21 protein-coding genes are annotated in these 22,923 nt (G+C 68.7%); 4 read left to right on the forward strand and 17 right to left on the reverse strand.

Annotation, left to right across the window (positions count from 1 at the left end; genetic code table 11):
* Positions 1 to 139: 139 nt before the first annotated feature.
* Positions 140 to 1,846 carry a KOW motif-containing protein gene (locus OG417_RS33705; protein ID WP_329237252.1) on the forward strand — a complete coding sequence of 569 codons (1,707 nt, stop codon included), beginning with the start codon at positions 140 to 142 and terminating at the stop codon, positions 1,844 to 1,846.
* A 43-nt stretch (positions 1,847 to 1,889) separates the two neighbouring features.
* On the opposite strand, the gene OG417_RS33710 is transcribed toward OG417_RS33705, so the two are convergent.
* Entirely contained in the window at positions 1,890 to 2,480 is a 591-nt protein-coding gene (locus OG417_RS33710) for a S1 RNA-binding domain-containing protein (RefSeq protein WP_329237256.1), read from the reverse strand.
* Between the two features lie 186 nt (positions 2,481 to 2,666).
* On the reverse strand, positions 2,667 to 3,425 hold the full coding sequence (locus OG417_RS33715; RefSeq protein WP_329237259.1) for an ROK family protein: 759 nt from the start codon (positions 3,423 to 3,425) through the stop codon (positions 2,667 to 2,669).
* Between OG417_RS33715 and OG417_RS33720 the strand changes: the two genes are divergently transcribed.
* Positions 3,424 to 3,705: a fibronectin type III-like domain-contianing protein gene (locus OG417_RS33720; RefSeq protein ID WP_329237262.1), complete on the forward strand. Its 282-nt coding sequence runs from the start codon at positions 3,424 to 3,426 to the stop codon at positions 3,703 to 3,705. The genes OG417_RS33715 and OG417_RS33720 overlap by 2 nt on opposite strands.
* Before the next feature lie 174 nt (positions 3,706 to 3,879).
* On the opposite strand, the gene OG417_RS33725 is transcribed toward OG417_RS33720, so the two are convergent.
* The 13 genes from OG417_RS33725 to OG417_RS33785 form a co-directional block, all read right to left on the reverse strand.
* Positions 3,880 to 4,635 carry an SDR family oxidoreductase gene (locus tag OG417_RS33725; protein WP_329237267.1) on the reverse strand — a complete coding sequence of 252 codons (756 nt, stop codon included), beginning with the start codon at positions 4,633 to 4,635 and terminating at the stop codon, positions 3,880 to 3,882.
* Between the two features lie 66 nt (positions 4,636 to 4,701).
* Positions 4,702 to 5,406, reverse strand: coding sequence for an ABC transporter ATP-binding protein (locus OG417_RS33730; RefSeq protein ID WP_329237269.1), 705 nt, complete (start codon positions 5,404 to 5,406; stop codon positions 4,702 to 4,704).
* Complete coding sequence (locus OG417_RS33735; protein WP_329237272.1) at positions 5,390 to 6,130, reverse strand: ABC transporter ATP-binding protein; 741 nt, start codon at positions 6,128 to 6,130, stop codon at positions 5,390 to 5,392. Before OG417_RS33735 ends, OG417_RS33730 begins: the two co-directional genes overlap by 17 nt.
* A complete protein-coding gene (locus OG417_RS33740; protein WP_329237274.1) occupies positions 6,127 to 7,170 on the reverse strand; it encodes a branched-chain amino acid ABC transporter permease in 1,044 nt (347 codons plus the stop codon). Before OG417_RS33740 ends, OG417_RS33735 begins: the two co-directional genes overlap by 4 nt.
* Entirely contained in the window at positions 7,167 to 8,048 is an 882-nt protein-coding gene (locus OG417_RS33745) for a branched-chain amino acid ABC transporter permease (RefSeq protein WP_329237277.1), read from the reverse strand. The genes OG417_RS33740 and OG417_RS33745 overlap by 4 nt, the downstream gene beginning before the upstream one ends.
* Before the next feature lie 24 nt (positions 8,049 to 8,072).
* On the reverse strand, positions 8,073 to 9,335 hold the full coding sequence (locus OG417_RS33750) for an ABC transporter substrate-binding protein (RefSeq protein ID WP_329237280.1): 1,263 nt from the start codon (positions 9,333 to 9,335) through the stop codon (positions 8,073 to 8,075).
* Positions 9,336 to 9,358: 23 nt separating this feature from the next.
* A complete protein-coding gene (locus OG417_RS33755) occupies positions 9,359 to 10,114 on the reverse strand; it encodes an SDR family oxidoreductase (RefSeq protein ID WP_329237283.1) in 756 nt (251 codons plus the stop codon).
* Positions 10,111 to 11,043, reverse strand: a complete 933-nt coding sequence (locus OG417_RS33760; RefSeq protein ID WP_329237285.1) for a polysaccharide deacetylase family protein — start codon at positions 11,041 to 11,043, stop codon at positions 10,111 to 10,113. Before OG417_RS33760 ends, OG417_RS33755 begins: the two co-directional genes overlap by 4 nt.
* A complete protein-coding gene (locus OG417_RS33765) occupies positions 11,040 to 11,789 on the reverse strand; it encodes an isochorismatase family protein (RefSeq protein ID WP_329237288.1) in 750 nt (249 codons plus the stop codon). Before OG417_RS33765 ends, OG417_RS33760 begins: the two co-directional genes overlap by 4 nt.
* Positions 11,783 to 12,979, reverse strand: a complete 1,197-nt coding sequence (locus OG417_RS33770; RefSeq protein ID WP_329237291.1) for a CaiB/BaiF CoA transferase family protein — start codon at positions 12,977 to 12,979, stop codon at positions 11,783 to 11,785. The genes OG417_RS33765 and OG417_RS33770 overlap by 7 nt, the downstream gene beginning before the upstream one ends.
* A complete protein-coding gene (locus OG417_RS33775; RefSeq protein ID WP_329237294.1) occupies positions 12,976 to 13,857 on the reverse strand; it encodes an HpcH/HpaI aldolase/citrate lyase family protein in 882 nt (293 codons plus the stop codon). The genes OG417_RS33770 and OG417_RS33775 overlap by 4 nt, the downstream gene beginning before the upstream one ends.
* A gap of 21 nt (positions 13,858 to 13,878) precedes the next feature.
* Positions 13,879 to 14,649: an IclR family transcriptional regulator gene (locus tag OG417_RS33780; RefSeq protein WP_329237297.1), complete on the reverse strand. Its 771-nt coding sequence runs from the start codon at positions 14,647 to 14,649 to the stop codon at positions 13,879 to 13,881.
* A 265-nt stretch (positions 14,650 to 14,914) separates the two neighbouring features.
* Positions 14,915 to 15,163 carry a hypothetical protein gene (locus OG417_RS33785; RefSeq protein WP_329237300.1) on the reverse strand — a complete coding sequence of 83 codons (249 nt, stop codon included), beginning with the start codon at positions 15,161 to 15,163 and terminating at the stop codon, positions 14,915 to 14,917.
* 524 nt (positions 15,164 to 15,687) lie between these two features.
* Between OG417_RS33785 and OG417_RS33790 the strand changes: the two genes are divergently transcribed.
* Entirely contained in the window at positions 15,688 to 16,989 is a 1,302-nt protein-coding gene (locus OG417_RS33790; RefSeq protein ID WP_329237303.1) for a sialidase family protein, read from the forward strand.
* Positions 16,990 to 17,213: 224 nt separating this feature from the next.
* Positions 17,214 to 18,290, forward strand: a complete 1,077-nt coding sequence (locus OG417_RS33795; protein ID WP_329262787.1) for an IS110 family transposase — start codon at positions 17,214 to 17,216, stop codon at positions 18,288 to 18,290.
* Between the two features lie 86 nt (positions 18,291 to 18,376).
* Here the strand turns inward: OG417_RS33795 and OG417_RS33800 are convergent, their stop codons facing one another.
* Both OG417_RS33800 and OG417_RS33805 read right to left on the reverse strand, forming a co-directional pair.
* Positions 18,377 to 18,871, reverse strand: coding sequence for a hypothetical protein (locus OG417_RS33800; protein ID WP_329237306.1), 495 nt, complete (start codon positions 18,869 to 18,871; stop codon positions 18,377 to 18,379).
* A gap of 5 nt (positions 18,872 to 18,876) precedes the next feature.
* Positions 18,877 to 22,764, reverse strand: a complete 3,888-nt coding sequence (locus OG417_RS33805) for an SGNH/GDSL hydrolase family protein (RefSeq protein WP_329237309.1) — start codon at positions 22,762 to 22,764, stop codon at positions 18,877 to 18,879.
* Positions 22,765 to 22,923: the final 159 nt, after the last annotated feature.

A 22,923-nucleotide genomic window follows, 5' to 3' on the forward strand; every position in this document is an offset into this window, starting at 1 on the left:
CCCACGGCCGGTACCCGCCCTGGCACAGGTCATTTTCACTGTCGGCGCGGTCGTGGCCATCGCCTACTTTTCGATCTCGTCGGTGACGATCTCTAACATGGCCCTCCTTCAAGAGATCGCCGACCTGGAGACCTGATTCATGGACCGCGCCATCGTCAAGATCATTGCTGGCCCGTTCGCCACCTTCGAGGGTGAGATCGTCTCTGTTGACGGGGACAAGGTGCTGGTGCGGGTGGCGATATTCGACCGGGAAACAACGGTGGAGCTCCGTCGCGACGAGTTGGAGACCCCAGAGGGACTCGAAGCGCTGCGGCGGCTGGGCGAGCGAGACGAAGATATCGTCGCGCTGCTGCGGGGCCGGATCGCTGAACAGCACGACGACTTGGCGGAGGTGCAGAGTTTCGATTTCTTCCTTCAACGTATTGATATGCCGGAAAATGAGCTGGTCGCGGAGTGGGATGCATACGTCACATACCGCGCCGAAGCGGAGATACGCGCTGCGAGGCTGAAGGCGACAGCGCTGAAGCGGTTCGATGAGGAGATGGCTCCGCTGTCGGCCGACGAGGCGACCGCGCGGGTCGAAGGCGACCCTGAAAACTGGCTTCCCGCGAGAGCCGCCCGACAACGGCAGCGGTCGCGCTATCCGGATCCCGAAGGCTCCGACCCGGAGTCGCGGCTGCTGGCGCAGATCTTCGGAGCGACCCTCCCTCCACCATCGCCGATGGAGAAGGCCAAGGAGCGGCGAATCCGTGCGCGATCGGCGGCGGATGCGCGGGATTACACGGTATGGAGGACATCCGCCCGGCCCCCGGGACAGCACGCGCAAGCCCGGTCAGACGCTTTGGCCAAGGTGGAACGGGAGCGGGCGGCGATCGAGGAGCGGTTCGCCCGGGACTGGGGCGTGGAGCTACCGGATTCGATCTTCCGGTTCTGGGCGTTCTTCCAAGCTTGCGGGCCGATCGAGCGGCAGGTTCTGGACGAGCTGGAACTCTCCCCGTTCGGGATCATGGACCTGTTCGACGCACCCACGCGCCGATCTCGTGACGGCGTCGACGTTCGCGTGCACGGCCGCTACTACCGTGATCCGCCGGAGTTCCTCACGTTCATGCACGGCGGCACCGACGGGCTGCACTTCGGCCTGTGGTTCGACGACGGCCGCACCTGTGCCGGAGTCGCCGCCTATTACAACAATGACGGTGGCGGCGTCGGCCTGCCCAGCGGCACCCCGCTCGAAGCGGTACGGACGACGCTCGAAAGTCACTGGCACCACGTGAACGACCCGGCATACCTCGGCGAGGACGACGACGAGACCATGCCCTATGAAACGGAGCCGGCCGAACGACGACACCGAATCCGGCTGCTCCGCGAATTCCTGATGACCTTCGAAACCGGCGACCGGCTCGAGGAAGGCGAGGAATACCGCGATACCTACCGAGATCCCCAAGAGATCCTGGAACACGGGCACCCGGACCGGATCGAGACCCTGGACGGCGGTGGCGCGCTCGTCCACGGCGAGACCGCCATCGACCGCAAGAGACAAAAACCCTACGACGACTACGAATTCTGCACGAACCTGAAAAAGGAGCTGCCCGAAGCCCCTGCCGCCCTCGAGGCACACGTCGCCGAGGCCCGCCGGCGCTGCGCCGCCGGGAATCCCGCCGACGCGCTCGCTCTCGGCCGCGACCTGCACTGGATCAGTGGAGGGGACCCGAGCCTGGAACACCACGCCAACGAACTTTTGGTCATGGCCTACCGGGCCCTCGACCGCGACAACCTCGCCGCGATCGCCGAGGCCCACCACCGCCACCGCGACCTTCCCCAAGTCGGCGTTCTTCGAGAACAGTGACCAGCTGGTACCGCAGACCGTCGATCGCTGCGGCCGAGGTCTGCTACTCGACTCGGCGGCGCGACAGGGTGAGCCGGCGCTGTAGCGGGTCGATGTCCGTGATGACGACCGCGACCTCGTCGCCGACCCGTACTGCTTGGTCTGGTGTCTCGACGGGCGGTGTGGCGAGCTCACTGAGGTGTACCAGGCCTTCGACGCCGTCCGCGACGCGGACGAAGGCGCCGAAGGGCACCAGTTCGGTGACCGGGCCGTGCAGAACCTGCCCGACATGAACGTCGCGGGCGAACAGCTGGAACGGATCAGGCTGGGTGGCACGCCGCGACAGCCGGGCTTCGCCGTTGTAGGTGTCGAAGGCAAGGAACTCGCAGGTGATGTGCTGTCCTGTGGAGACTGTCTCGGACGGGTCCTCGCCCCGCTGCCAGGACAGCTCGGGAATGGTGATGAAGCCGACGCCGGGGAAGACGGGATGGTCCGGTCCGTCGTCCAGATCGACGAAGACGCCGAAGCGCTCGATGGCCACCACGGTGCCGGACAGTCGCTGTCCCGGACGAAGCGCCTTGAGGTATGCCCACAGCTGTGGGTGCTCGGTCGCCAGGTACGCACCGAGGGACCGATCGCCTTCCGCCGCCCCCATGGCTCCAAGGCTCCCATGAGCCGCCGGAACCCCGGGATCGACGCCCCAACCTCGAGTCCACGCCCGCAAAGAGGTCAGACGCCTCGTCGCTTGCGCGGGGCGATGGTGTAGCTGAAGGAGATCACGAAGTCGATCGCGAGTACACGGGCTCTGCCTCCTCGGCGCCGACGGGCCCCGCCATCCTGATCAAGAAGGGGCGAGCAGGTGCGCGGAGGTGCGGCGCGTGGCGAGTGCGACGGCGCCGAACACCTCGGCGCGGTCGCCGAGACGGCCGGCGGTGACCACCACTCCCTGGCTGATCGCCGGCGGCAGCCGCCTGCCGAGGACCTCCCGTACGCCGTCGAGCAGCGGTGCGCCCGCGGCGGCGACGCCGCCTCCGACGATCACGAGCTTGGGGTCGAGCACGGCGCAGATGCCCGACAGGGCCCGGCCGATCGTGCGGCCCGCGTCGGCGACGACCCGGTGGCATCCGAGATCGCCGGCCACCGCCATCTCGACCACGTCCGCCGGCGTCGTGTCCGGGCCCCGGCTGTGCGCCACCGCGCCGACGAGCGCGCCGGTGCCGACGACCGTCTCGAGGCAGCCGCGGTTGCCGCACCGGCGGACGAAACCCCCGTCCACGACGGTGACGTGCCCCAGCTCCCCGGCCGCGCCGGCGGCGCCCTCGTACGGCCGGCCGTTCAGGCTCAGGCCGGCGCCGACGCCGTCGGACAGCATCACGTAGATGAGGTCGTCGGCGCCCCGGCCGACGCCGAACGTCCACTCCGCGATCGCGCCCAGGTTGGCGTCGTTGCCGACGTGCACCGGTACGCCGACGCGTTCCCGCAGCCGCGCGGCGATGTCGACGTCACCCCAGTCGCGCAGCATGGAGGGGCTGCGCAGCGCGTGTGACACGCGCTGCACGGGCGCCGAGACCGCGACGCCCATGCCGATGACCCGCCGCATGCCGTGCCCCGACGTCACCAACCGCGGTTCGCGGGCCGGTGACGCGGTGCCGCAGCTCTACGTGGCGACACCGTTCGAGCCGGCGTCGGCGCAGCGTCCGGTCAAGCGCCTGGAGGCCTTCCAGAAGGTCACGGTGGCGCCGCACCAGACCAAGCGCGTGTCGTTCACGGGCCGGTGTCCCAATTCGCCTTCTGTCGCCACGGTCACCGCCACGGTCACCGCCACGGTCCACTACAACGGGAAGACGGCCTCGACGAGCTTCGTCGTCCACGTCTCCTGACCGAACGAATCGGGGACGGATCCCTTCGGGGGTCCGTCCCCTTTTCATTCACTCTCAGCCCCGCCGCGTACCGCGCGAGGTTCCGCCCCGGCGGCCGGCCCAGCCGGCCGCTTGGCGGTGACGCCTCCACCGGCCGCTCCCAGGACGCGGTCGGGCCACCGCGACGGCCGGTCCCTAGAGGCTCTGGACGAGGCCGCCGTCGCAGCGCACCGCGGTGCCCGTGATGTAGGACGCGGACGCGCCGCACAGGAACGCCGCGGCCGCGCCGAACTCGGCCGGTGTGCCGTATCGCCCGACCGGGATGGCGGCCTGAGCCGCGGTGGCGACCTCTTCCACCGTACGGCCCTGGCGTGTGGCCACGGCCTGGTCGAGCGCGGCGACCCGGTCGGTGGCGATACGGCCGGGGAGCAGCATGTTGACGGTGACGCCGTCCGCCGCCACCTCGCCGGCCAGGGTCTTCAGATACCCGGCGAGCGCGGCCCGGCCCATGTTGGACAGGGCGAGGCCGGCCAGCGGTGCCGCCACGCCGCTGGAGCCGATGGCCAGGATCCGGCCCCAGCCGCGCTCCCGCATACCGGGCAGGGCGGCCTCGACAAGCCGCTGCTGGTTGCGGAACAGCGAGTCGAACGCGGAGGCGAAGTCGTCCTCGCCGAGGTCGGCCGCGCGGCCGGGCTTGGGGCCCGGCCCGTTCAGCACGAGGATGTCGACCGGCCCGTCGATGAGTGTGCGGACGACCTGCGGATCGGAGAGGTCGGCGGCCACACCGGTCGCACCGGGCAGTGTCGCCGCGATGTCGCGGGCCAGGTCACCGCGGCGGCCGGACACGACCACGCGGGCGCCTTCCGCGGCCAGCGCCTCGGCCACCGCCCGGCCCAGCCCTCCGGTGGAGGCGCAGACGACCGCTGTTCGGTTCTCGATCCCCAGATCCATCAAAAACCACCGTTCCGTTGATGTGTACGCGCCGGCACGAGCAGGTCCACCGGGCCGAGGAACCGCCTACAGCCCGAGGAAGGCCGCACGCAGCCCGTCATCGGCCAGCAGTTCAGCCGATTCTCCCGACATAGTGATTTTTCCTGACTCCAGAACGTAACCGCGCTTGGCCCGCTTGAGCGCCTGCACGACGTTCTGTTCGACGAGGAGAATCGTCATCCCCCGTTCGGCGACGGTGCCGGCGAGTTCCATCGTCTGGCTGACGAGCAGCGGCGACAGACCCTCGGTGGGCTCGTCGAGCATGAGCAGCCGCGGCTTGGCCATCAGGCCGCGCGCCATCGCCAGCATCGACTGTTCGCCGCCGGAGAGGGTTCCCGCCTGCTGTCTGCGCCGGTCGGCCAGCACCGGGAACAGGTCGAAGACCTCGGCGCGGGTGCTGGCGGCGTGGCGCGCCGCGCGCTTGGTGTACGCGCCGAGGTCGATGTTCTCCTCGACCGTCATGTACCCGAACAGCTGCCGTCCCTGCGGGACCAGGACCAGTCCGCGTTCGACCCGCGCGTGGCTGGGCAACCGGGTGATGTCCTCTCCGTCGAACAGGATCGAGCCGGCCGACGGCGGCAGCACTCCGGCGAGCGTGTTCAGGGTCGTGGTCTTCCCCGCGGCGTTGGCGCCGATGAGAGACACCACCTCACCCGCGTCGACGGTGAGGTCGATACCGTGCAGGACCTCCAGTTGCCCGTAGCCGGCACGCAGGTCAGAGACCGTGAGCATCGCGGTATTCCGTTCCTAGGTACGCCTCGATCACGACAGGGTTCTCGACGACTTCTTCCGGCGTGCCGACCGCCAGTTCCTCTCCGTGGTTCAGCACGACGACCCGGTCGGACAGGTTCATGACGACCTGCATCAGATGTTCGATCACGATGAGGCTGATCCCACGCCGTCTGATGGCTTGGACCAGTTCCACGGCGAGCGGGAGTTCCCTCGGGGTGAGTCCGGCGAAGACCTCGTCGAGGAGCAGCACCTTCGGCCGGGTGGCGAGCGCCCTGGCCACCTCCAACCGCTTGAGATCAATGAGCGACAGCTCGCGGGCCGGCCGGTGCGCCTGTGCGGCCAGGCCCACGAACTCCAGGGTCTCGGCCGCGATCGACCGGGCCTGGCCCTCCGCCGCACCACCGCCGGTCGCGCCGACCAGGACGTTGTCGGTGACCGACAGGCTGCGGAACGGCCGTACGACCTGGAACGTGCGCGTCATCCCGGCGGCGCACACGCGGTGCGCGCGCCAGCCGGTGACCTCACGGCCCGCCAGGCGGATCTCCCCGCGGGTCGGCCGCAGCGTGCCGGAGAGCATGTTGAAGACGGTCGTCTTCCCGGCCCCGTTCGGCCCGATGAGCCCGACGATCTCGCCCTCGTCGAGCGACAGGTCGACGCCGTTGACCGCCTTCACGCCGCCGAACTGCTTGGTGAGCCCACGCACGTCCAGTAGAGGTGATGTCATGCGCGCCGCCTCCTCAGCCGGACGAGCAGTTGACTCGCGCCACCGAGGATTCCCTGGGGCAGGAAGAGCACCAGCACCACGAGCAACGCGCCGTACAGCAGCAGATGCACGCCTCCCGGGAAGGCACCGGCCAGCCACGAATCGGCCGGGATCAAGATGATCGCTCCGATCAGCGGGCCGTAGCTGCGCCCGAGACCACCGAGGATGGCCAGCAGCACGACCTTCAGCGACACGTCCAGCGCGAACGCGCTCGTCGGGTCGACGAACGCGACGTAGGTGACGTAGAAGCACCCTGCGAGGGACGACAGCGCGATGCTGGTCGCCGTGGCGATCAGCCGGGTACGAGTGGCCGGGACACCCGCGGCCTCGGCGGCCACGTCGTCGTCGGCGACCGCACGCATCCGCCGCCCGATGGCGCGCCGGTCGATGAACACCGACACGAGGACGGAGACGAGCGCGATCACCCCGATGACGAGCAGGTAGGGCACCCGGCCGACGAAGACGAACTGGCCACCCGACGGGTTGACCGGCCAGGTCTCTCCCTGCGAGCCCCCGGTGAGCCCCTTGGCGTACACGGCCAGCGTCGTCGCGATCAGCGGCAGGGCGAAGGTCGCGAGGGAGAAGAACGGCCCTCGCAGACGGAAACCGGGGAACAGCAGCAAGGTACCGATGACCGTCATGGCGACGACGATGAGCGGCGTCGCCGCCCACCACGACCAGCCGTGGTTCACCGCGTAGGTCACCGCGTACATGCTGACGCCGATGAACAGGGCATGCCCCAGAGAGAGCATCCCGGTGTAGCCGCCGAGCACGTTCCACGCGCTCGCGGCCGTGATCCAGAACAGGGTCTCGATCACGATTCCCGCGAGATAGGCGTTGGGCCCGACGGCCAGCGCCAGGACCGCCAGCACGACGAGACCGGCGACGAGCGGCGTGCCGAGCCGGACCGGCAGCCGATCCCGCCAGCCCACACCGGGCACGGTGACCGGTGTCGTACGCGGTGGCTCGTCCACGGTGGTGGGGACGGAGTTCGAGGTCATTTGAAGCCCACCTCCTCCGCGCCGCGGCGGCCGAACAGGCCGGCCGGGCGCAGCAGTAGAACGACGATGAACACCGCGAGGGAGAACGAGTCCTTCAGACCGCCCGGCAGGTAGAACCCGGACAGCGACTCCACGATGCCGATGATCATGCCGCCCACGATGGCGCCGCCGAGGCTGCCCAGGCCGCCCAGCACCACGACGACGAACCCGGTGAACACCAGCCCGCCGCCCACCGTGGGCGAGATGAAGTAGTTCGGCGCGATCAGCACACCGGCGACCGCGGCGAGGCAGATGCCGATGGCGAAAGCGATGGCGAACAGCCGTTCCACGTTCACCCCGACCAGTTGGATCGCGTACCGGTTCTCCTGCACGGCGCGCAGCGCCCGGCCGGTACGGGTATGCCGCAGCGCGATGATCAGCCCGACACCGATCGCCATGGACGCGGCGAACGCGACGAGTTGCCCCACGCCCACGTCGATCCCGCCGAGGTGCAGTGACCTCTTGGCGAACGAGGACGACGCGGACCGGTAGTCCCCGCCGAACGCGAGCAGCATGGCGTTCTGCAACGCCAGCGACAGGCCGAAGGTGACGAGCATCTGCATGGCGGGCGGCGCCGACCCCATCCGGCGGAACAGGGTGCGCTCGAGGATCCACCCGCCGAGCAGCGCCGCCGGGACGACCAGGACCATGGACAGGTACGGATTGCCGCCGAGCGAGATGTAGAACCAGTACGCGGCGTACATGCCGAGAGTGATGAACTCACCCTGGGCGAAGTTGATCAGTCGCATCACGCCGAAGATCAGCGTGAGGCCCATGGCGATCAACGCGTAGAGGCCGCCCAGCAGCACTCCGGACACCACGAGTTGCAGTAGCGTCACGAGATCTCCTTGTCGGCTCTCAGGTCATCCCTTGGACCGCGGCGAGAGCGGGATCTTGACCGGCTTGGCCGACGCGTACTTCTGCGGGTAGACCACGACCGGGTTGTCGCCCTGCCACTGCATGCCCACCACGAACGCCCGCTCGTTGAGTCCCTTGGGGCTGAACTTCACGCCGTAGCCGAGGATCGTCGAGCCCGGCGCGAGGTCGACCGACTTCGCCGCCGCCGACAGGTCCTTGGGACTGTCGGACTTGGCCTTGGCCAGCACGTCCTGGAGCAGCACCCAGGTCGCGTCGAAGGCGATGGTGGGCAGGAACGTCGGGGCCGCGCCGCCGTGCGACTGCTTCCACTTGCCCACGAAGGTGGCGCGCAGCTTCTGAACGTCGGGGTTCAGGGCGGAGTCGGGGACGCTTGCGCTGCCCTCGGTGTCGAACAGTCCCTCGGTACCCGACCCCAGTGCGCTCTTGAAGGCGGGCAGCCCGTAGATGCCGCCGGTGCCCATGAACGCGGCGAGCTTGACGTTCTGCTGGTTCAGCGCCTTGAGGAGCAGCACGGCATCGTTCTGGTAGGACGCCGCGATCACGGCCTCGGGAGCCGCCTGCTTGATCCGCAGCGCGAGCGATGACTGGTCGTTCGTGTCGGTGGGGTAGGAGTAGTTGCCGAGGACGGTCAGGCCGTCCTTCCTCGCCTGGTCCTCCGCGCCCTTGGCCACGAGCGCGCCGTAGGACGAGTCGTTGTGGACGACCACGACCTTGGCCGGATGGCCGAGCACCGGGTTGATCATGTTCTTGACCATGTCGGCGCTGTTGGCCCCGTTGGAGGAGGCGGCGTAGGGGAACTGGAAGAAGTTCTTCAGGCCACGGCTGGTCAGCTGGTCGCTGATCGCGTCGGTCTCCCAGTAGAACGCGCCGTTGCGCACCGCCGCGGCCGAGGCGGCCAGTGCCAGGTCACTGGCATAGGTGCCCTCAACGATCTTGACGTGTTCCTTGACGGTCAGCCGCGTCGCCTCGCTCACGGCCGTCGAGGCCGATGACGGGTCGCCGTTGACGAGCTGGACCTTGCGACCCTTGACCCCGCCCTGGCCGTTGATCATGTCGACGGCGATCTGGGCGCCGTCGAGGCTGGCCTTCCCCAGTGTCGCCAGAGTGCCCGTGGTGGGGAACAGGGCGCCGATCCTGATCGGCCCGGACGAGTCGCTGCCGCCGGAGCCACAGGCGGCGACGGCCAGTGACATCACTCCCGCCATGGAGGCGGCCGCCATCCGGCGTCCGGTGACCGTTCGTTTCATCTCTTCTCCTCAGGAGCAGGGGGTCAGAAAGCGTGGCGGCGCATGCCGCCGTCGACGGGGATGACGGCACCGGTGAGGTAGCCGGCGGCCGGGTCGGCCAGGAAGGCCGTCAGTGCGGCGACGTCGCTCGGCTCGCCGAAGTGGCCGACCGGGATGTGGTCGGCGGCGAACCGGGCTCGTTCCCCCGGGTCGGGGTACAGGCGGGTGACCATCTGTTCGCTGGTCACCCGGCCAGGGATGATCGTGTTCACGGTCACGCCGTCGGCGGCCACCGCGTTGGAGAACGCCTTCGCCCATACGGCGAGCGCCGCCTTGGCCGCCGTCGAGGCGTTGGGGGTGGCCGTCGGCTCCAGAGTGCCGCCCAGCATGATCACCCGGCCGTAGCGGCGGCGGCGCATCTCCGGGGAGAGCGCCTCGGTGATCCGGCGTGGTGTGTGGAACTGGATCGCGAACGTCTCCTCCCACACGGGCTCGCCGGTGCCGACGGGTGCCGGCACCGAGCTGCCGGCGTTGTTGATGAGAATGTCGACACCGCGCCCACCCGCCACGGAGATCACCCGGTCGACGTCGGAGGACACGGCGAGGTCGGCGACGATCGTCGCGTGTTCCCGGCCATCGCCGGTGGGCAGACCGGACACCAGCGTGTCGAGCAGTTCGCCGCGGCGAGCGACCGCGAGCACCGACGCACCCGCGGCGGCCAGGCCCGCGGCGACGCCGCGGCCGATGCCCGCACTCGCGCCGGTGACCAGTGCGACCCTGCCGGTGAGGCCCTTACTCATGCGACGGCCTCGGGTTCACCGGCCGGTGGCGGGAAATGCTCGCGCCAGTACCGGGCGATGTCGAGCCGGGTGGTCACCCACACGTCGTCCCGGCTCGTGGCGTGTTCGAGGAACTCGGCCAGCGCCGAGGCCCGGGCGGCCTGGCCGGAAAGGCGCGGATGCAGGCCGACGGACATCAGCCGCGGCGCCCCGTCGTCCTCCTCGGCGAGATAGTCCAGGGCGCGACGGCAGTAGTCGACGAAGTCACTCGGCCCGCCGAGGTGGCCGTAGTGGTAGAAGCTGTCGTTGTAGGTCATGGAGTACGGCACGACGAGCTGCCAGCTGTCCTCGACCGGCGCGTAGTACGGAATGTCGTCGTTGTAGGCGTCGGCGTCGTAGAGGAACCCGCCCTCCTCCATGAGGAGTTGCCGGGTGTGGATGCTCGGCATCCAGCGCGAGTACCAGCCGAGCGGCCGCTGCCCGCACGTGGCCGTGATGGACTCCACCGCGGCGGCGATCGCCTGCGCCTCCTCCTCCCGGCTCACCGTCCACGCCTCGGACCAGCGGTATCCGTGTGCGCAGACCTCGTGGCCGGACTCGACCAGCCAGGCGGCCGCGTCGGGGTTGCGTTCCAGCGCCATCGCCGCGGCGAACGCGGTGGTCCGCACGCCGAGGCGGTCGAACAGCCGCAACAACCGGAAGATCCCGGCTCGGCTGCCGTACTCATAGACCGACTCGGTACCCAGGTCCCGGTAGTTAGGGTCGACAGCGCGCGGGACCTCACCAAGGCCTTCGCCCCGGCCGTCGCCGTCGGCCATCGACCGCTCCGACCCCTCCTCCACGTTGACCACGACGTTGAGCGCGACCCGTGCCCCGCCCGGCCAGGTGCCCTGCGGAGGCCGGCGGCCGTACCCGACCAGGTCACGACGCGGACCCCTCCCGGTGGTCATGCCGTCGGCCCTTCGCGCAGCGCCGCGATCACCTCGTCGCACCACATGACGTCTCCGTACTGGCGGTCCAGGTCGAAAAGCGCCACCCGGTGGGAGATGCCGACGCGGTCGAAGACGCAGTCGGCCGGGACGACGACGCGGAAGTTCAGCGAGACGGCGTCGACCGCGGTGGCCCGCACGCAGTTGCTGGTCGAGCCGCCGACCACGATGACCGTGTCGACGCCCCGATCGATGAGCAGACCGAGCAGCGGCGTGCCGACGAACCCGGACGGCTTCTTCTTGACCATCACGATGTCGCCGTCCTTCGGGGCCACGACGTCGGCGATGGCGGCGCCGAAGCTGTCCTCCAGGCACCAGCCCTCGGACTCCACCAGGTCCCGCTTGCGCCGGTAGGCGCCCATGTCGGAACCATCGCGGGCCAGCTCGAACCGCGTGTAGAACACGGGCGCGCCGGCCTCGCGTGCCGCGTCGAGTAGCCGGGCGATCTGGCGTGCCCCCGCCCGGCCGACCTCGCCGCAGGAGGACACGTACTCATAGGGCTCGTCGCCGATCGGCCCCAGCATGTAGTTCTGCGCGTCGATCACGACGACCGCCGGGCGCTTCCCGAACCCCGAGCGGCGGGCGAACCTTCCGTGGGCCAGCCGGGCGCGCTCGTCCTCGCCGAGCAGGTCGTTCCACAGCGACGAGGGAGGCGGCAGGCTGTCCTGCGCGCCGGGGCGTGCCGTGGGTGCCGGGGCACTCACCATGTCGTTCGCTCCTGCTCTGTGTTCAGGCGGGCCAGCACTGCGTCGCGGTCGGCGTCGACCTCGGCGGGACCGGTCCGGCGGATGCGGCCAGGGGTCCGCGAGAGCTTGGGGATCACGTTCTGCATCCGGATCCGGCCGAGGTCGGCGTCGGGTACGGAGACGACGGTCTCGCGGGCGAGGTACTGCGGGTCGCGGACGATCTGGTCGGTCTCGTACACCGGCGCGATGGGAGCCTGTGCTCGCTCGAACGCCTCCAGGACGTCGGCAAGGCGCTGTCCGGCGATCCAGTCGGCCACGATGCCGTCGACCAACTCGGAGTTGGCCGAGCGGGCGGCGGGCTGGGAGAAGCGCTCGTCGTCCGCCAGTTCGGGCCGGCCGATGGCGGTGAAGATTCGGTTGGCGATCTGCTGGGTGCCCGCCGAGAGCGTCACCCAGCGGTCGTCGGCGGTCCGGTAGGCGTTGCGCGGCGCGGTCCGCGGGGACCGGTTGCCCCGGCGTTTCTGCAGGATACCGAGCTGGTCGTACTCGATGACCTGCGGGCCGAGGATACCGAACAGGGGTTCGTACAGGCTCAGGTCCACCACCTGGCCACGGCCGTCGGGTCGGCTGTCTCGCCACCGCAGCGCCGTGAGCGCGGCGTAGGCACCGGTCAGTGCCGCCACGCCGTCGGCCAGGCCGAAGGGCGGCAGCGTAGGCGGACCGTCGGCGGCTCCGGTGATCGCGGCGAACCCGCTGAACGCCTCGGCGAGGGTGCCGAAGCCGGGACGGTCGGCGTACGGGCCGGTCTGGCCGAACCCGGTGACCTTCACCATGACGAGCCCCGGGTTGTCGGCCGCGAGCTCCTCGTAGCCCATTCCCCACGAGTCCAGCCGGCCGGGCCGGAAGTTCTCGATGACGACGTCGGCCCAGCGGCAGAGGTCCCGGGCGATCTCGCGATCGTCGGGCTTGTGGAGGTCGAGCGCGATCAGGTCCTTGTTGCGGGAGATCACCTTCCACCACAGCGGTACGCCGTCCCGCGCCTTGCCCCAACGGCGGGCGTCGTCGCCGCGGGGGTGCTCGACCTTGACGACGTCGGCGCCGAAGTCGCCGAGGATGGTGGCGATCAGCGGACCGGCGTAGAGCGAGGCCATGTCGACGACCCGCAGCCCGGCCAACGCGGCCGGGGCGCCCTCGGGTTCCGCGGCGCTCACGCTCCGGCCTCGGCGATGATGTCCCGGGCGCGATAGAGGATCGGGTAGTCGACGAGCTCGCCGTCCACGCCCACGGCGCCCTTGCCGTGCGCTTCCGCCTCGTCGAACGCCGCCACCAGCCGGCGTGCGCGTTCGACCTGCCGGGTGCTCGGCCGGTAGACCTCATCGATCACCGGGAGCTGGGACGGGTGGATCGCGTGCTTGCCGAGAAAGCCCAGGCGGCGGGACTCCGTCGCCTCACGGCGCAGCGCGTCGAGGTCGTCGTACCTCGGGTACACCGAGTCGTGCGGCGGCTCCAGCCCGGCCATCCGCGAGGCGAGGACCAGCTGGCTCTTGGCGAACAGCAGCGTCTCGCCGGTCACACCGTCCTCGTGCGGCCAGTCGACGCCGACGTCCAGGGAGAAGTCACCCGCACCGAAGCAGAGCCGCTTCAGCCGGGGCGCCGCGGCGGCGATCTCGAACACCTGCCGTACGCCCTTGACGGTCTCGACCGTCGCCATGATCTCGATTTCGCCGACGGGCAGGCCGGCGCGGCGTTCGAAGGCCTCGATCAGCCGGTCGACCACCTGGATGTCGGCGGCGCTGGTCGTCTTGGGCAGGTTCACCCCGGTCAGGCCCGGGCGAACGACCGCCTCAAGGTCGTCCACAAGGTAGGGGCTGTCCACGGGGTTCACCCGGACGTGCAGGCGCGCGTCGACGCCGAACTCGTCGATGGCCCCGGCGACGAGCGTCCGGCTCCCGGCCTTCTCGCCCGGCGGCACGGCGTCCTCGAGGTCGAGAATGAACGCGCGAGCGGGCAGTTGCGGGATCTTAACGAACTTCGCCTTCTCGGTCCCCGGGATGAACAGCATGGTGATCGGCAAAGGTGCCGTCTTCACGTGGATGACTCCTCGTGCGGGTCAGAGCTGGTTGGGTGGGTTGGCGGCGGTCCAGCCGTCGTAGCGACCGGTGTCGCCGCCGAGCAGGACGGTCAGGTCGCGGGCCGCGCGCAGCAGCATCGGCAGCATCGCCTGCCGCGCCGCGGCGTCGAACCGCGAGCTCGGACCGGCCAGCGTTAAAGAGCCGTAGACGCCACCGCGGTCGAACAGCGGAGCGGCGATCGCACCGACGCCCGGCGTGCGGTCGCCGTCCGTGGACAGATATCCGGTCTTGCGGATCTGCCCCAGGTGGTCGTGCACCGTCTGGTGCCGAGCTTCTTCGAGCCCGGCGAACGCCGCGGTCGTCGTCTCGGTGTCCGCGAACGCCAGGATGGCTTTCCCGGAGGGGCCCGCGGACAGCGGCATGGAGCTCCCGATGGGCAGACTCCGGCGGAGTGAGTGCTGACTCTCCAGGCCGGCGACGCAGACCCGCAATGTGCCGAAGCGACGCTGCAGGCTCACCGTTTCGCCGGACGCCTCGCGCAGCTCGTGCAGCAGCGGGAAGAAGTGCAGCCGCACCTGGTCGGGCAGGCTCGCCGACATGCTGATCCCCACCAAGGTCGGTCCGACCGAGTACTTCTTCGTCTCGGTGTCACGGACGAGCCATCCCCTCGTGACCAGCAGTCCGAGCAGGCGCGAACACGTCGTCTTGTCCAAGCCGGTTCTCCCGGCGATTTCCAGGAGTCCCATGGGTCCCGACGCACGGGCGACGTGCTCCAACAGGATGAGGGTGCGATCTGCGGCTTGGCTCACTGTCTACGCCCTACTCTCATAGAGTGAGAATGCTTCTCGTAGATTGAGAGGGAGCCTAAGTTGCGAAGTCTGTCCGGTCAATACCTGGTTTGTCCGATGGCGGGCCTGCCACGGCTGCCGTCGCTTGATCGTCTGCAACGTGTAGGTCAGTCCCGCGCGAGCCGACCCGGATACACGCCGCCCGCCCCCTGGCCGCCTGCCGCACACCGCAGGCCGCCCCCCTGACGACCGGGTTCGGCGGGTTCGCGCTGGATGGGCCTGCGCTTCAGACCGCGTCGAGCAGGTGGCGTGAGGGCCCGTAGCCGATCTTCCAGCTCGCGCAGTAGCCGATGAGGCCGTCGGCCGTGCATCGGACCGCGATGCCGACCCAGCGGATGTCCGGGGTCGGCGAGTCGTCGTAGAAGTTGAAGCCGACCGCGGCCGCGAATTCGTCGGAGCCGCAGGTGCATTCGACGACGTACCGGGCTTCGGCCTCCTCGTCCGTCGCCGGCCAGTACTCCTCGCTTTCCAGCATGGAGATGGTCCGGTCGCGGCCGGCGCAGGTGCGGCGCACGCACGTGGACGACCGTGCGGCGACAGGAGCGGCCGGGGACGCGGGCAGGCGCCCTTCGGTCGCCCGCCGAACCGGCCCTGACCGAAAGTGGCCGGGGAGAACCCGGCGTCGCGGCAGGAGTGCGCTGTGCTCCTGATCTGTGATCAGGGCCAGTGGCCGATCACCGTCCCTGCCGTGGCGGTGATGGCCGCGCGGCGGGGAGCAGACGATCATTCCCTTAATGATCTTGGGACGGTAGCGTCGCCTGTGCCGATTCGGCGCCTCCTGGGACACGTTGCCCGGCCGGGTGGCGGCGTCCCCTGTGGAGACCCCCATCGAAGATGAGGAAAGACGCACCGTTGAAACGACTTTCCAGGTCAGTGGTGGCCGTGGCGGCCACCGTGTTCGCCTGTACCTTCTCGGCTCAGTCCGCCTTCGCGGATGGTTCTGACCCGGCCAGTGTGGTTCCGGTATCGGGTACCAGTGCACTGCCGGCGGGTTGCGGGATGCCCGAGGGCGACGGTTATGTACTGAACCCGAACACCGAGGTTCAGCCCATGGTGGCCCGGGACCCGAAGCGACCGGGGCATCTCGTGGCGGTGTACCAGCAGGACCGGTGGAACCGGTACGGCAGCAACGGAGCCGTCACCGCCGTGTCCGACGACTACGGCGCGACGTGGCACCCGTCGGCGGACCAGCCCGCGTTCTCCCGGTGCAACGGCGGTACCGCCGCGGGCGGCGGGGACTACGACGTCACCACGGACCACTGGGTCACGGTCACGCCGTCCGGTACGGCGGTGGCCGCGTCGTTCTCGCTGTCGCGTACCGGCGAGGTGACGGCGATGCTGGTTTCGCGGTCCGGTGACGGCGGCGAGCACTGGGACGCCCCGGTGACCCTGCAGCGGGACGACGACCCGGAGTTCTTCAACGACCGCCCGTCGATCATCGCCGACCCGTACCACCCGGGCGTGGTCTACGCGGTCTGGGACCGGGTCGACACCCAGGCGAACGGAGACTGGGTCCAGCCGGTCTACCTGGCGAAGTCGACCGACGACGGGCGCACCTGGACCACGAAGAAGGTGTACGACTTCCCCACCGACAGCGGCGTCATCGGCACCGTCCTGGAACCGCTGGCCGACGGGACGCTGCTGATCGGCATGCACCAGGAGACCAACACCACCGCCGCCACCCAGGTCATCCGCTCGACCGACGGCGGCGCCACGTGGTCGGCGCCGACGCTGAACGTGGCGGCCCCGTTCACCGTGGGCACCAAGATCCCGGACCCCGACAACTCGGGTGACGCGGTGCGCAACGCCACGCTGCCCCTGCTGGCGGCCCGGCCGAACAGCAAGGTGGTGAACGCGGTCTGGCAGAGCCAGAGTGCCGACGGCACCTTCCACGTCGCGTACGCGCGGTCTTCGGATGACGGGAAGACCTGGTCCGGCCCGGTCCGCGTGGACAAGACGCCCACGGGTTCGGCCGCGGTACCGGCGATCGCCGTGTCCCCCGGAGGCACGGTGGCGATCACGTACTACGACTTCCGCAACAACACCTCCGCCGCCACCCTGCCCACCGACTTCTGGGCCGTGACCTGCGGAAATGACTGCACGAAGCCCGCATCGTGGCGCGAGCGGCACATCGAGGGCCCGTTCGACGCGCGGACGGTGCCGTCGACGAGCTCCGGCCGGATGATCGGCGACTACACCGGCCTGGTCTCGACCGGCTCCGCCTTCGTGGCCGTGTACGGCGTGGCCACCGGCAACACCACCGACCCGGTCGACATCCACAGCGCGACCTTCTACAACTGACAGTGATGATGTAGATGAGCGCCTCCCGATTGGGTCTGACCCTCCAACTGACTGACTTCGGGTCCTCAACCGGATCTGTCGGCCCGGATCGGGAGGCGCTCATCTGCACTCACCGGACGTGGCGTAGTGACCTCATAGGAGCCTGGCCAGAGGCCCCATCACTGTCTTGTCCAACGCCTGGCTGGTGCGTGCCGCCCTTCCCGATCGATGAGAACAGGACGGCCATGCCCACCATTACACCCCATGAGGTCCAGGTCACCGGCGGCGTCGACATTCACAAGGACACCCACACCGCAGCCGCGATCGATTCGGCCGGCCGGATGCTGGGATCGGCGCAGTTCCCCGCTACCGGCGCCGGATACGCGGCGTTGCTGACCTGGCTTCAGGCGTTCGGGGTCCTGGTGCTGGTGGGCATTGAGGGCACCGGCGCCTACGGAGCCGGGCTGGCCCGCTACCTGTCCGGGCAAGGCGTGGCGATGGTCGAGATCGACCGCCCCGACCGCAAAGCCCGCCGATGGCAAGGCAAATCCGACCCCGTCGACGCCGAGGCCGCCGCCCGCACCGCGCTCGCCGCCCACCGCACCGGGCGACCCAAGACCCGCGGTGGCCAGGTCGAAGCGCTTCGCAACCTGCGGGTCGCCCGCCGCAGCGCGATCGCCGGGCGCGCCGACGCCCAACGGCAGATCAAAGCCTTGATCATCACCGCACCGGACCAGCTACGCACCCGGCTGCGCAAGCTGAAGAACCGGGAATTGATCAAGATCTGCGCCACGGCCCGCCCCGACCCCACGCTCGCCGGCGACCCCGCCACCGCAGTCATGCTCGCCCTGCGCGCCCTGGCCCGTCGCCACCAGCAGCTGACCGTCGAGATCACCGACCTGGACGAACTCATCGAACCCCTGGTGACCGCGATCAACCCCACCCTGCTTCAACTCAACGGCGTCGGCCCCGATATCGCAGGCCAACTGCTGGTCACCGCCGGCGACAACCCCGACCGGCTCCGATCCGAAGCCGCCTTCGCCATGCTCTGCGGCGCCGCCCCCCTGCCCGCTTCCTCCGGCCGCACCCACCGACACCGGCTCAACCGAGGCGGGGACCGGCAAGCCAACTCAGCGCTGCACCGGATCGTGGTCTGCCGTCTGCGCTGGGACCCCCGCACCCGCGCCTACATGCAACGACGCACCAAGGAAGGCATGTCCAAACCCGAGATCATGCGCTGCCTCAAACGCTACATCGCCCGCGAGATCTACAAGATCATCTGCCCGCCAAGTCCCAACGACGTCACCGCCTCAGCGGCTTGACATCCATAGGAGCATCCGGACGACGCGGACTCGCCGGCGCGCCGGAAGCGCCGGCGAGTCACCGGGCGTCGAGCGCCGTCTCTCGCCTAATGAGGTTTCCAGGGGACGACCTTGTCGATCGGGCCGCCGATCCCTCTGTCCGGCAGTCCGGGAGGGCAACGAAGGTCCGAAATCTCGACGCGAGGAGCTGTCGAGGAGAGACGGGATGTCAATCGGGCGCACATGCGCACCGTCTTCTCGGTGTATCCCCCACCGAACCCGTTGTCCCCTCCTCCACGTTCGGTCGTCGTGACATCGTAGGTCTGAACGCTTTCGGAGAAGTGGCTCTGGAGCAGGGTCATCCGAGCCACGAACGTCCGTTGTGTCAGGTTCTTCTTCGCGAGTTCGTAGTTGGCGTGAGCATCGGCTGACGATGTTGACCAGTAGCCCAAGAACCTCGCGGCCCGTTCGATGTCGCCGCGGGCCAGCTTGGTCGCGCCGGCGATGGCCTCGTCATCGGCGGATGGCGAGGAGCACCCGCACAGCGCGGCGGTGGCGAGCAGCCACGCGAGCCCGCCCGCCACCGCCCCGAGGTGTTTCATTCCGACTACATGCCCATCGTCCGCAGCGTCGCACTGAACACTCTGGAGTAGGTCGTCGCTCCAGCGATCTTCGGATGGAATGATTGGGCGGAGACGGCCGGAAGTCCGGGAATTCCAAGGACGGGATCGCCCGTATCGCCCGGCGTCTGATCAGTCACGACCCCGTGGATCGTCTCCGGATCACCGCAGATGGCCTGTCCGGCGAACGAACTCCGCGGATCGGCGAAAGTGACCGGTGCGCCGTCCGCGGTGGCGTCGGCGGCGGCTCCACTCATCTGCTCATCCAGCAGGTCGGCCATTTGGTTCATCCAGGGAGCCTCGGCCGTACCGATTCCGACGATGCACTGGCCGTTGTCGTCCAGCAGCCGGGGGTAACCCATGAACAGGATCTTCGCGTTGGGTGCCTGGCGATGGATTTCCAGCAGAACCGTCTTCATCGCATCGCGCACGGGACCGTTGATGCGTGCCGGCTCAGCCGAACTGAGTGGCTCCGTGTCGCCCGAGAGAGTCGAGTCCTGGCAAACCTCCGGCCCCGCCTTGTAAATGCACTGTTTGACGATATCGGTGAAGCGTGCGTTGTTCCCGCCGATCGAGATCGTCACCAGCGTGGTGTTGACGTCCAGATACCCCTGGGACAGCTGAGGGAGCTCACCGTACTCATCCGATCCTCCGGAGATGCCTGCGACATCGCCGGAGAGAACGTTGCCGGTCTTCGCACCAGAGCAGGCGATGAGGTGGTAATCGAGTGCCGGGTCCCAGTGATCGGATCGATAACCCACGCTGTCGCCGTCGTCCGCGAGGGTCCCCTGCCGGGACCATGCGTTGGGCGAACGGTGACAGGCGTCCCGCCAGGGTGCCTTGTCAGGGCCGTCGACATCGGTCTCCTTGTAGTAGTCGCTGGGGTTGCTCTGCGCGGACGCTCCCTCGCCGGAGGAGTAGGAGTCACCCAGCGACACCACGACGTTCTTCGGCTTGGCCGACAGTGGCTGGATCGCGATGGAGTCCCACGCGAGGTCTTCGATACCGCTGCCGTCCTCGGTCTCGTTCTCCAGCGTGACCTTGGGCGTGCCGGCGAACTTGAAGACTCCCAGGGACACCCACTTGTTGACCTGGGTGCGTTGCTCGACCACTCGGTGTGAGTGCAGAACGTCGTTGAGCACGTAGTCGGCCTGACGGGTGTGGGCGCCGTAGTCCGGAGTGTGGATCATTACCCGGGCCCAGCCGTTGACCGCCTGGTTGAGGGTCCAGCTGCCTTTCACCGCGAATATGCTCCCGGACGGGCGGGTGTGAACGAGCCAGAAGTGCCCACCGCTACCACCGCCGAGCTGGTGCAGATCGATCTTGGAAGAGTACGTCGCGGGGTTGGTGTTGTTCGGGTCGAAGTCGAACGTGAACGTGCCGGAGCTCGCCACCGACGTGCCGCATCTCGGGATGTAGGTGCCGCCGGCCACGTCATCGATCACCAGCGCTCCCGAAGGCAGGCCCGCATGCTGGTCACATTGCGGCGGGTAGTGGGTGCCGTCGGGCTGTTCCGGATAGCCCGGATCGAAGCGGATCAGTTCGTGGCCGCACGTGTCGTCGCAGTCGCTCTTCCAGGTCGATGATTCATGGTAATAACAGTGCAGGTCGTACAGACCGTTGTACGTGTGCGCGCAGGGGCCGGCCGGCTCGCCCGACATCTCGGGATCGGTCGGCGGATATTTCTGCCCCGGCTCGCAGTCATCGGAGGCGTCGCAGAACTGGTTCACCGGCGGTGTCGCCTGCAGCCGTTGGGTTTCGGTGTTCCACCACGCCGGGCGGAAGCCCGGCCCGTCGGGTGTGTCGATCGACCAGGAGGCGAACCCCAGGACCTTCTCGGGATAGGTCCAGCGTTCCGGATGCGCCGCATCGGCCCAGGAATTGTTGTAGAGGAATGGAGCCCGGTCGGGATCGTACCGCGGATTGGCCGGATTGTTGAACCATCCCAGTCCCCAGACGCCGTGGTTCTCCGCGGCTTCCGCCTGCGTGTGAAGACCGCTGTTGTACGCCCAGGTGGCGAAGTACCAGTTCTCGATACGCGTGGGATCGGCGTTGTTCACCGTCATGATCGGGTACAGCTGGTTCCACTTGTCCGACACCAGCTTGAGACCGGCGGCGATGTTGGCGGCATAATCCAGGGCGATCGCTCGCTGCTGCGTGAGCGGCAAGGCCGTTTCACCGGGCTTCTCGTGGCCGGCCATTCGCATACCGTCGGTCATCTGGGAGATGCCGTAACCACAGTCGACGGCTTCACCCCAGTGAATGGTCCAGTCGGTGATCTCACCGGTCTTGTCGTCTCTCGTGAGGCCGTAGAAGTTGCCGATCAGCGGATTGCTGTACGCACCCGACTCCGAGTAACGGTCCGCCTGCCACAGATTGGATTCCTGGGAGAGGATTCCGAGGAAGATCTGCGGTGGGACGTGGCCGCCGCCGGAGAGCGCCGGGACAGGGAACATTCCCTGAGGTGTGTAGCTCGGCAGCCCGAACCCTCGATAGTTCGCCGGGCGGGTCACGTTGAGTTGCCCGAGCACCGCGAGATCGACAGCCCACTCGACCTGACGTGCCGTCGGTTGATAGGCCTGTGACTTGACGTCGTTACGCGGCACCGAACACCACCGGTCGTCGTCCACGGGGTTCGACGACGATCCCGCGACCGCGCGTCCCATCTTTCGATCCGGTGCCGCACCGGCCAGGCGGACGGGCTTGCGGCCGTCGGCGTACCGCCCGCTCACCCGTTCCCCGGGCCGCACGTCGAAACCCACCGTCTTCCCGGTCGCCGGGACGACCGCCCGCATCCGTACGATCTCCGGGCGGTCGGCCTCGACCGGAGCGCCCACCTCGCGCATGGCCGCATAACTCGAATCCACACGTGTCAGGACGAGACCGCCGCGGGTCGACACCTGAGCGGTCGTCGACACGTTCAGATGCCGCACGGCCGACGGCAGGGCGGCGAGGTTCGAGGGGCTCCCGGTAATGAACACCTTTCCGCTGGTGCCCGCCTGCAGCCCGACCTTGCCGAGGGCACCGTTCGCGAGCGTCGAGGTCTTCTTTCCGACGGTCCGCTGGACCCGGACCTGGTTGTTCAATCGGTCCAGATAACTCACGCCGCCTTGCCCGTCGGCCCGCAGGTCGAACGGAACGTTGGCGGTGGCCGCCAGTGGCGTCATCTTTCCGGTTGCACTGAACCGGGCGAGAAGGTTTCCGTACGCCGCCGTGATGCCGCTATCGGTCGGTACGGCCGACGTGACCTGACCTTTGATCTTCAGCGCCTTGCCGGTCCGGGCGGTCGCCGCGTCAAGACGGACCAGCCGGGTGGCACCGAGATCCTCATCACCTTCCTGAGTAAGAATGGCGGACTCGCCCGTCCCACACCCCGGATTGAAATAAGACAGACTCGTGGTGATCGGGAGTTTCCTCACCGCCCCCGACCTCATGTCCACTACCGCCGTAAAGGCTCCCCGGCGGGCGAGTTCCGCCGTGTTCGTGAACGTCCGCGGGGCGTACACGACGACAGCCCGTCGCCCGGAGGCCGTGAGGCAGGCGTTTCCGATCCACTGATCGACGTCAAGCCCGGGCTCCGCCAGCGTGGCGACGGTGCGCCAGGTGTAGCCGCTGGACGCGTCCGCCGCCAGCAGGTGCAGCCCGGTCGCATCACCGGCCGTGGTCCACGTGACGTCGCCCGAGGTGCGCCATCCCTTCGGTAACACCGAGTCCCGCTGCCGCGCGTCGATGGTGCTGCCCAAGACGGACGGCGTCGCCTTCTTCCCCGCACCGGTGGGCTTGGGCGTCGATGCCGTGGCCAGCGTCACCGGCAGGCAGAGCGAACAGACCATGCTCAGGCAGACGAGTAAGATCCAGCGTCGATGAAGTTTCATTTGGCACCTTTTCGGCCATGCAAAATGAGGCGGACGTCAGGCCGCCGGCATCATGCACTTCCAACGGGAGGACCGTTCCAATAAGGAACGGCGATTCGGCCAGCGCCGGCGCGGATCGATATCTGGCGGGATCACGGCAGCAGACAAAGGCCGTACGAC

Origin of the sequence: Actinoallomurus sp. NBC_01490 (assembly GCF_036227085.1) — a bacterium.
Taxonomy (GTDB): Bacteria; Actinomycetota; Actinomycetes; order Streptosporangiales; family Streptosporangiaceae; genus Actinoallomurus; species Actinoallomurus oryzae.

Bases quoted from the DNA above. Each gene is read 5' to 3' on its own strand.
- OG417_RS33705 (WP_329237252.1), top strand. From the start codon at position 140: ATGGACCGCGCCATCGTCAAGATCATTGCTGGCCCGTTCGCCACCTTC.
- OG417_RS33710 (WP_329237256.1), bottom strand. From the start codon at position 2,480: ATGGGGGCGGCGGAAGGCGATCGGTCCCTCGGTGCGTACCTGGCGACC.
- OG417_RS33720 (WP_329237262.1), top strand. From the start codon at position 3,424: ATGCCGTGCCCCGACGTCACCAACCGCGGTTCGCGGGCCGGTGACGCG.
- OG417_RS33715 (WP_329237259.1), bottom strand. From the start codon at position 3,425: ATGCGGCGGGTCATCGGCATGGGCGTCGCGGTCTCGGCGCCCGTGCAG.
- OG417_RS33725 (WP_329237267.1), bottom strand. From the start codon at position 4,635: ATGGATCTGGGGATCGAGAACCGAACAGCGGTCGTCTGCGCCTCCACC.
- OG417_RS33730 (WP_329237269.1), bottom strand. From the start codon at position 5,406: ATGCTCACGGTCTCTGACCTGCGTGCCGGCTACGGGCAACTGGAGGTC.
- OG417_RS33735 (WP_329237272.1), bottom strand. From the start codon at position 6,130: ATGACATCACCTCTACTGGACGTGCGTGGGCTCACCAAGCAGTTCGGC.
- OG417_RS33740 (WP_329237274.1), bottom strand. From the start codon at position 7,170: ATGACCTCGAACTCCGTCCCCACCACCGTGGACGAGCCACCGCGTACG.
- OG417_RS33750 (WP_329237280.1), bottom strand. From the start codon at position 9,335: ATGAAACGAACGGTCACCGGACGCCGGATGGCGGCCGCCTCCATGGCG.
- OG417_RS33755 (WP_329237283.1), bottom strand. From the start codon at position 10,114: ATGAGTAAGGGCCTCACCGGCAGGGTCGCACTGGTCACCGGCGCGAGT.
- OG417_RS33760 (WP_329237285.1), bottom strand. From the start codon at position 11,043: ATGACCACCGGGAGGGGTCCGCGTCGTGACCTGGTCGGGTACGGCCGC.
- OG417_RS33765 (WP_329237288.1), bottom strand. From the start codon at position 11,789: ATGGTGAGTGCCCCGGCACCCACGGCACGCCCCGGCGCGCAGGACAGC.
- OG417_RS33785 (WP_329237300.1), bottom strand. From the start codon at position 15,163: ATGCTGGAAAGCGAGGAGTACTGGCCGGCGACGGACGAGGAGGCCGAA.
- OG417_RS33790 (WP_329237303.1), top strand. From the start codon at position 15,688: ATGCCCGAGGGCGACGGTTATGTACTGAACCCGAACACCGAGGTTCAG.
- OG417_RS33795 (WP_329262787.1), top strand. From the start codon at position 17,214: ATGCCCACCATTACACCCCATGAGGTCCAGGTCACCGGCGGCGTCGAC.
- OG417_RS33800 (WP_329237306.1), bottom strand. From the start codon at position 18,871: ATGAAACACCTCGGGGCGGTGGCGGGCGGGCTCGCGTGGCTGCTCGCC.
- OG417_RS33805 (WP_329237309.1), bottom strand. From the start codon at position 22,764: ATGAAACTTCATCGACGCTGGATCTTACTCGTCTGCCTGAGCATGGTC.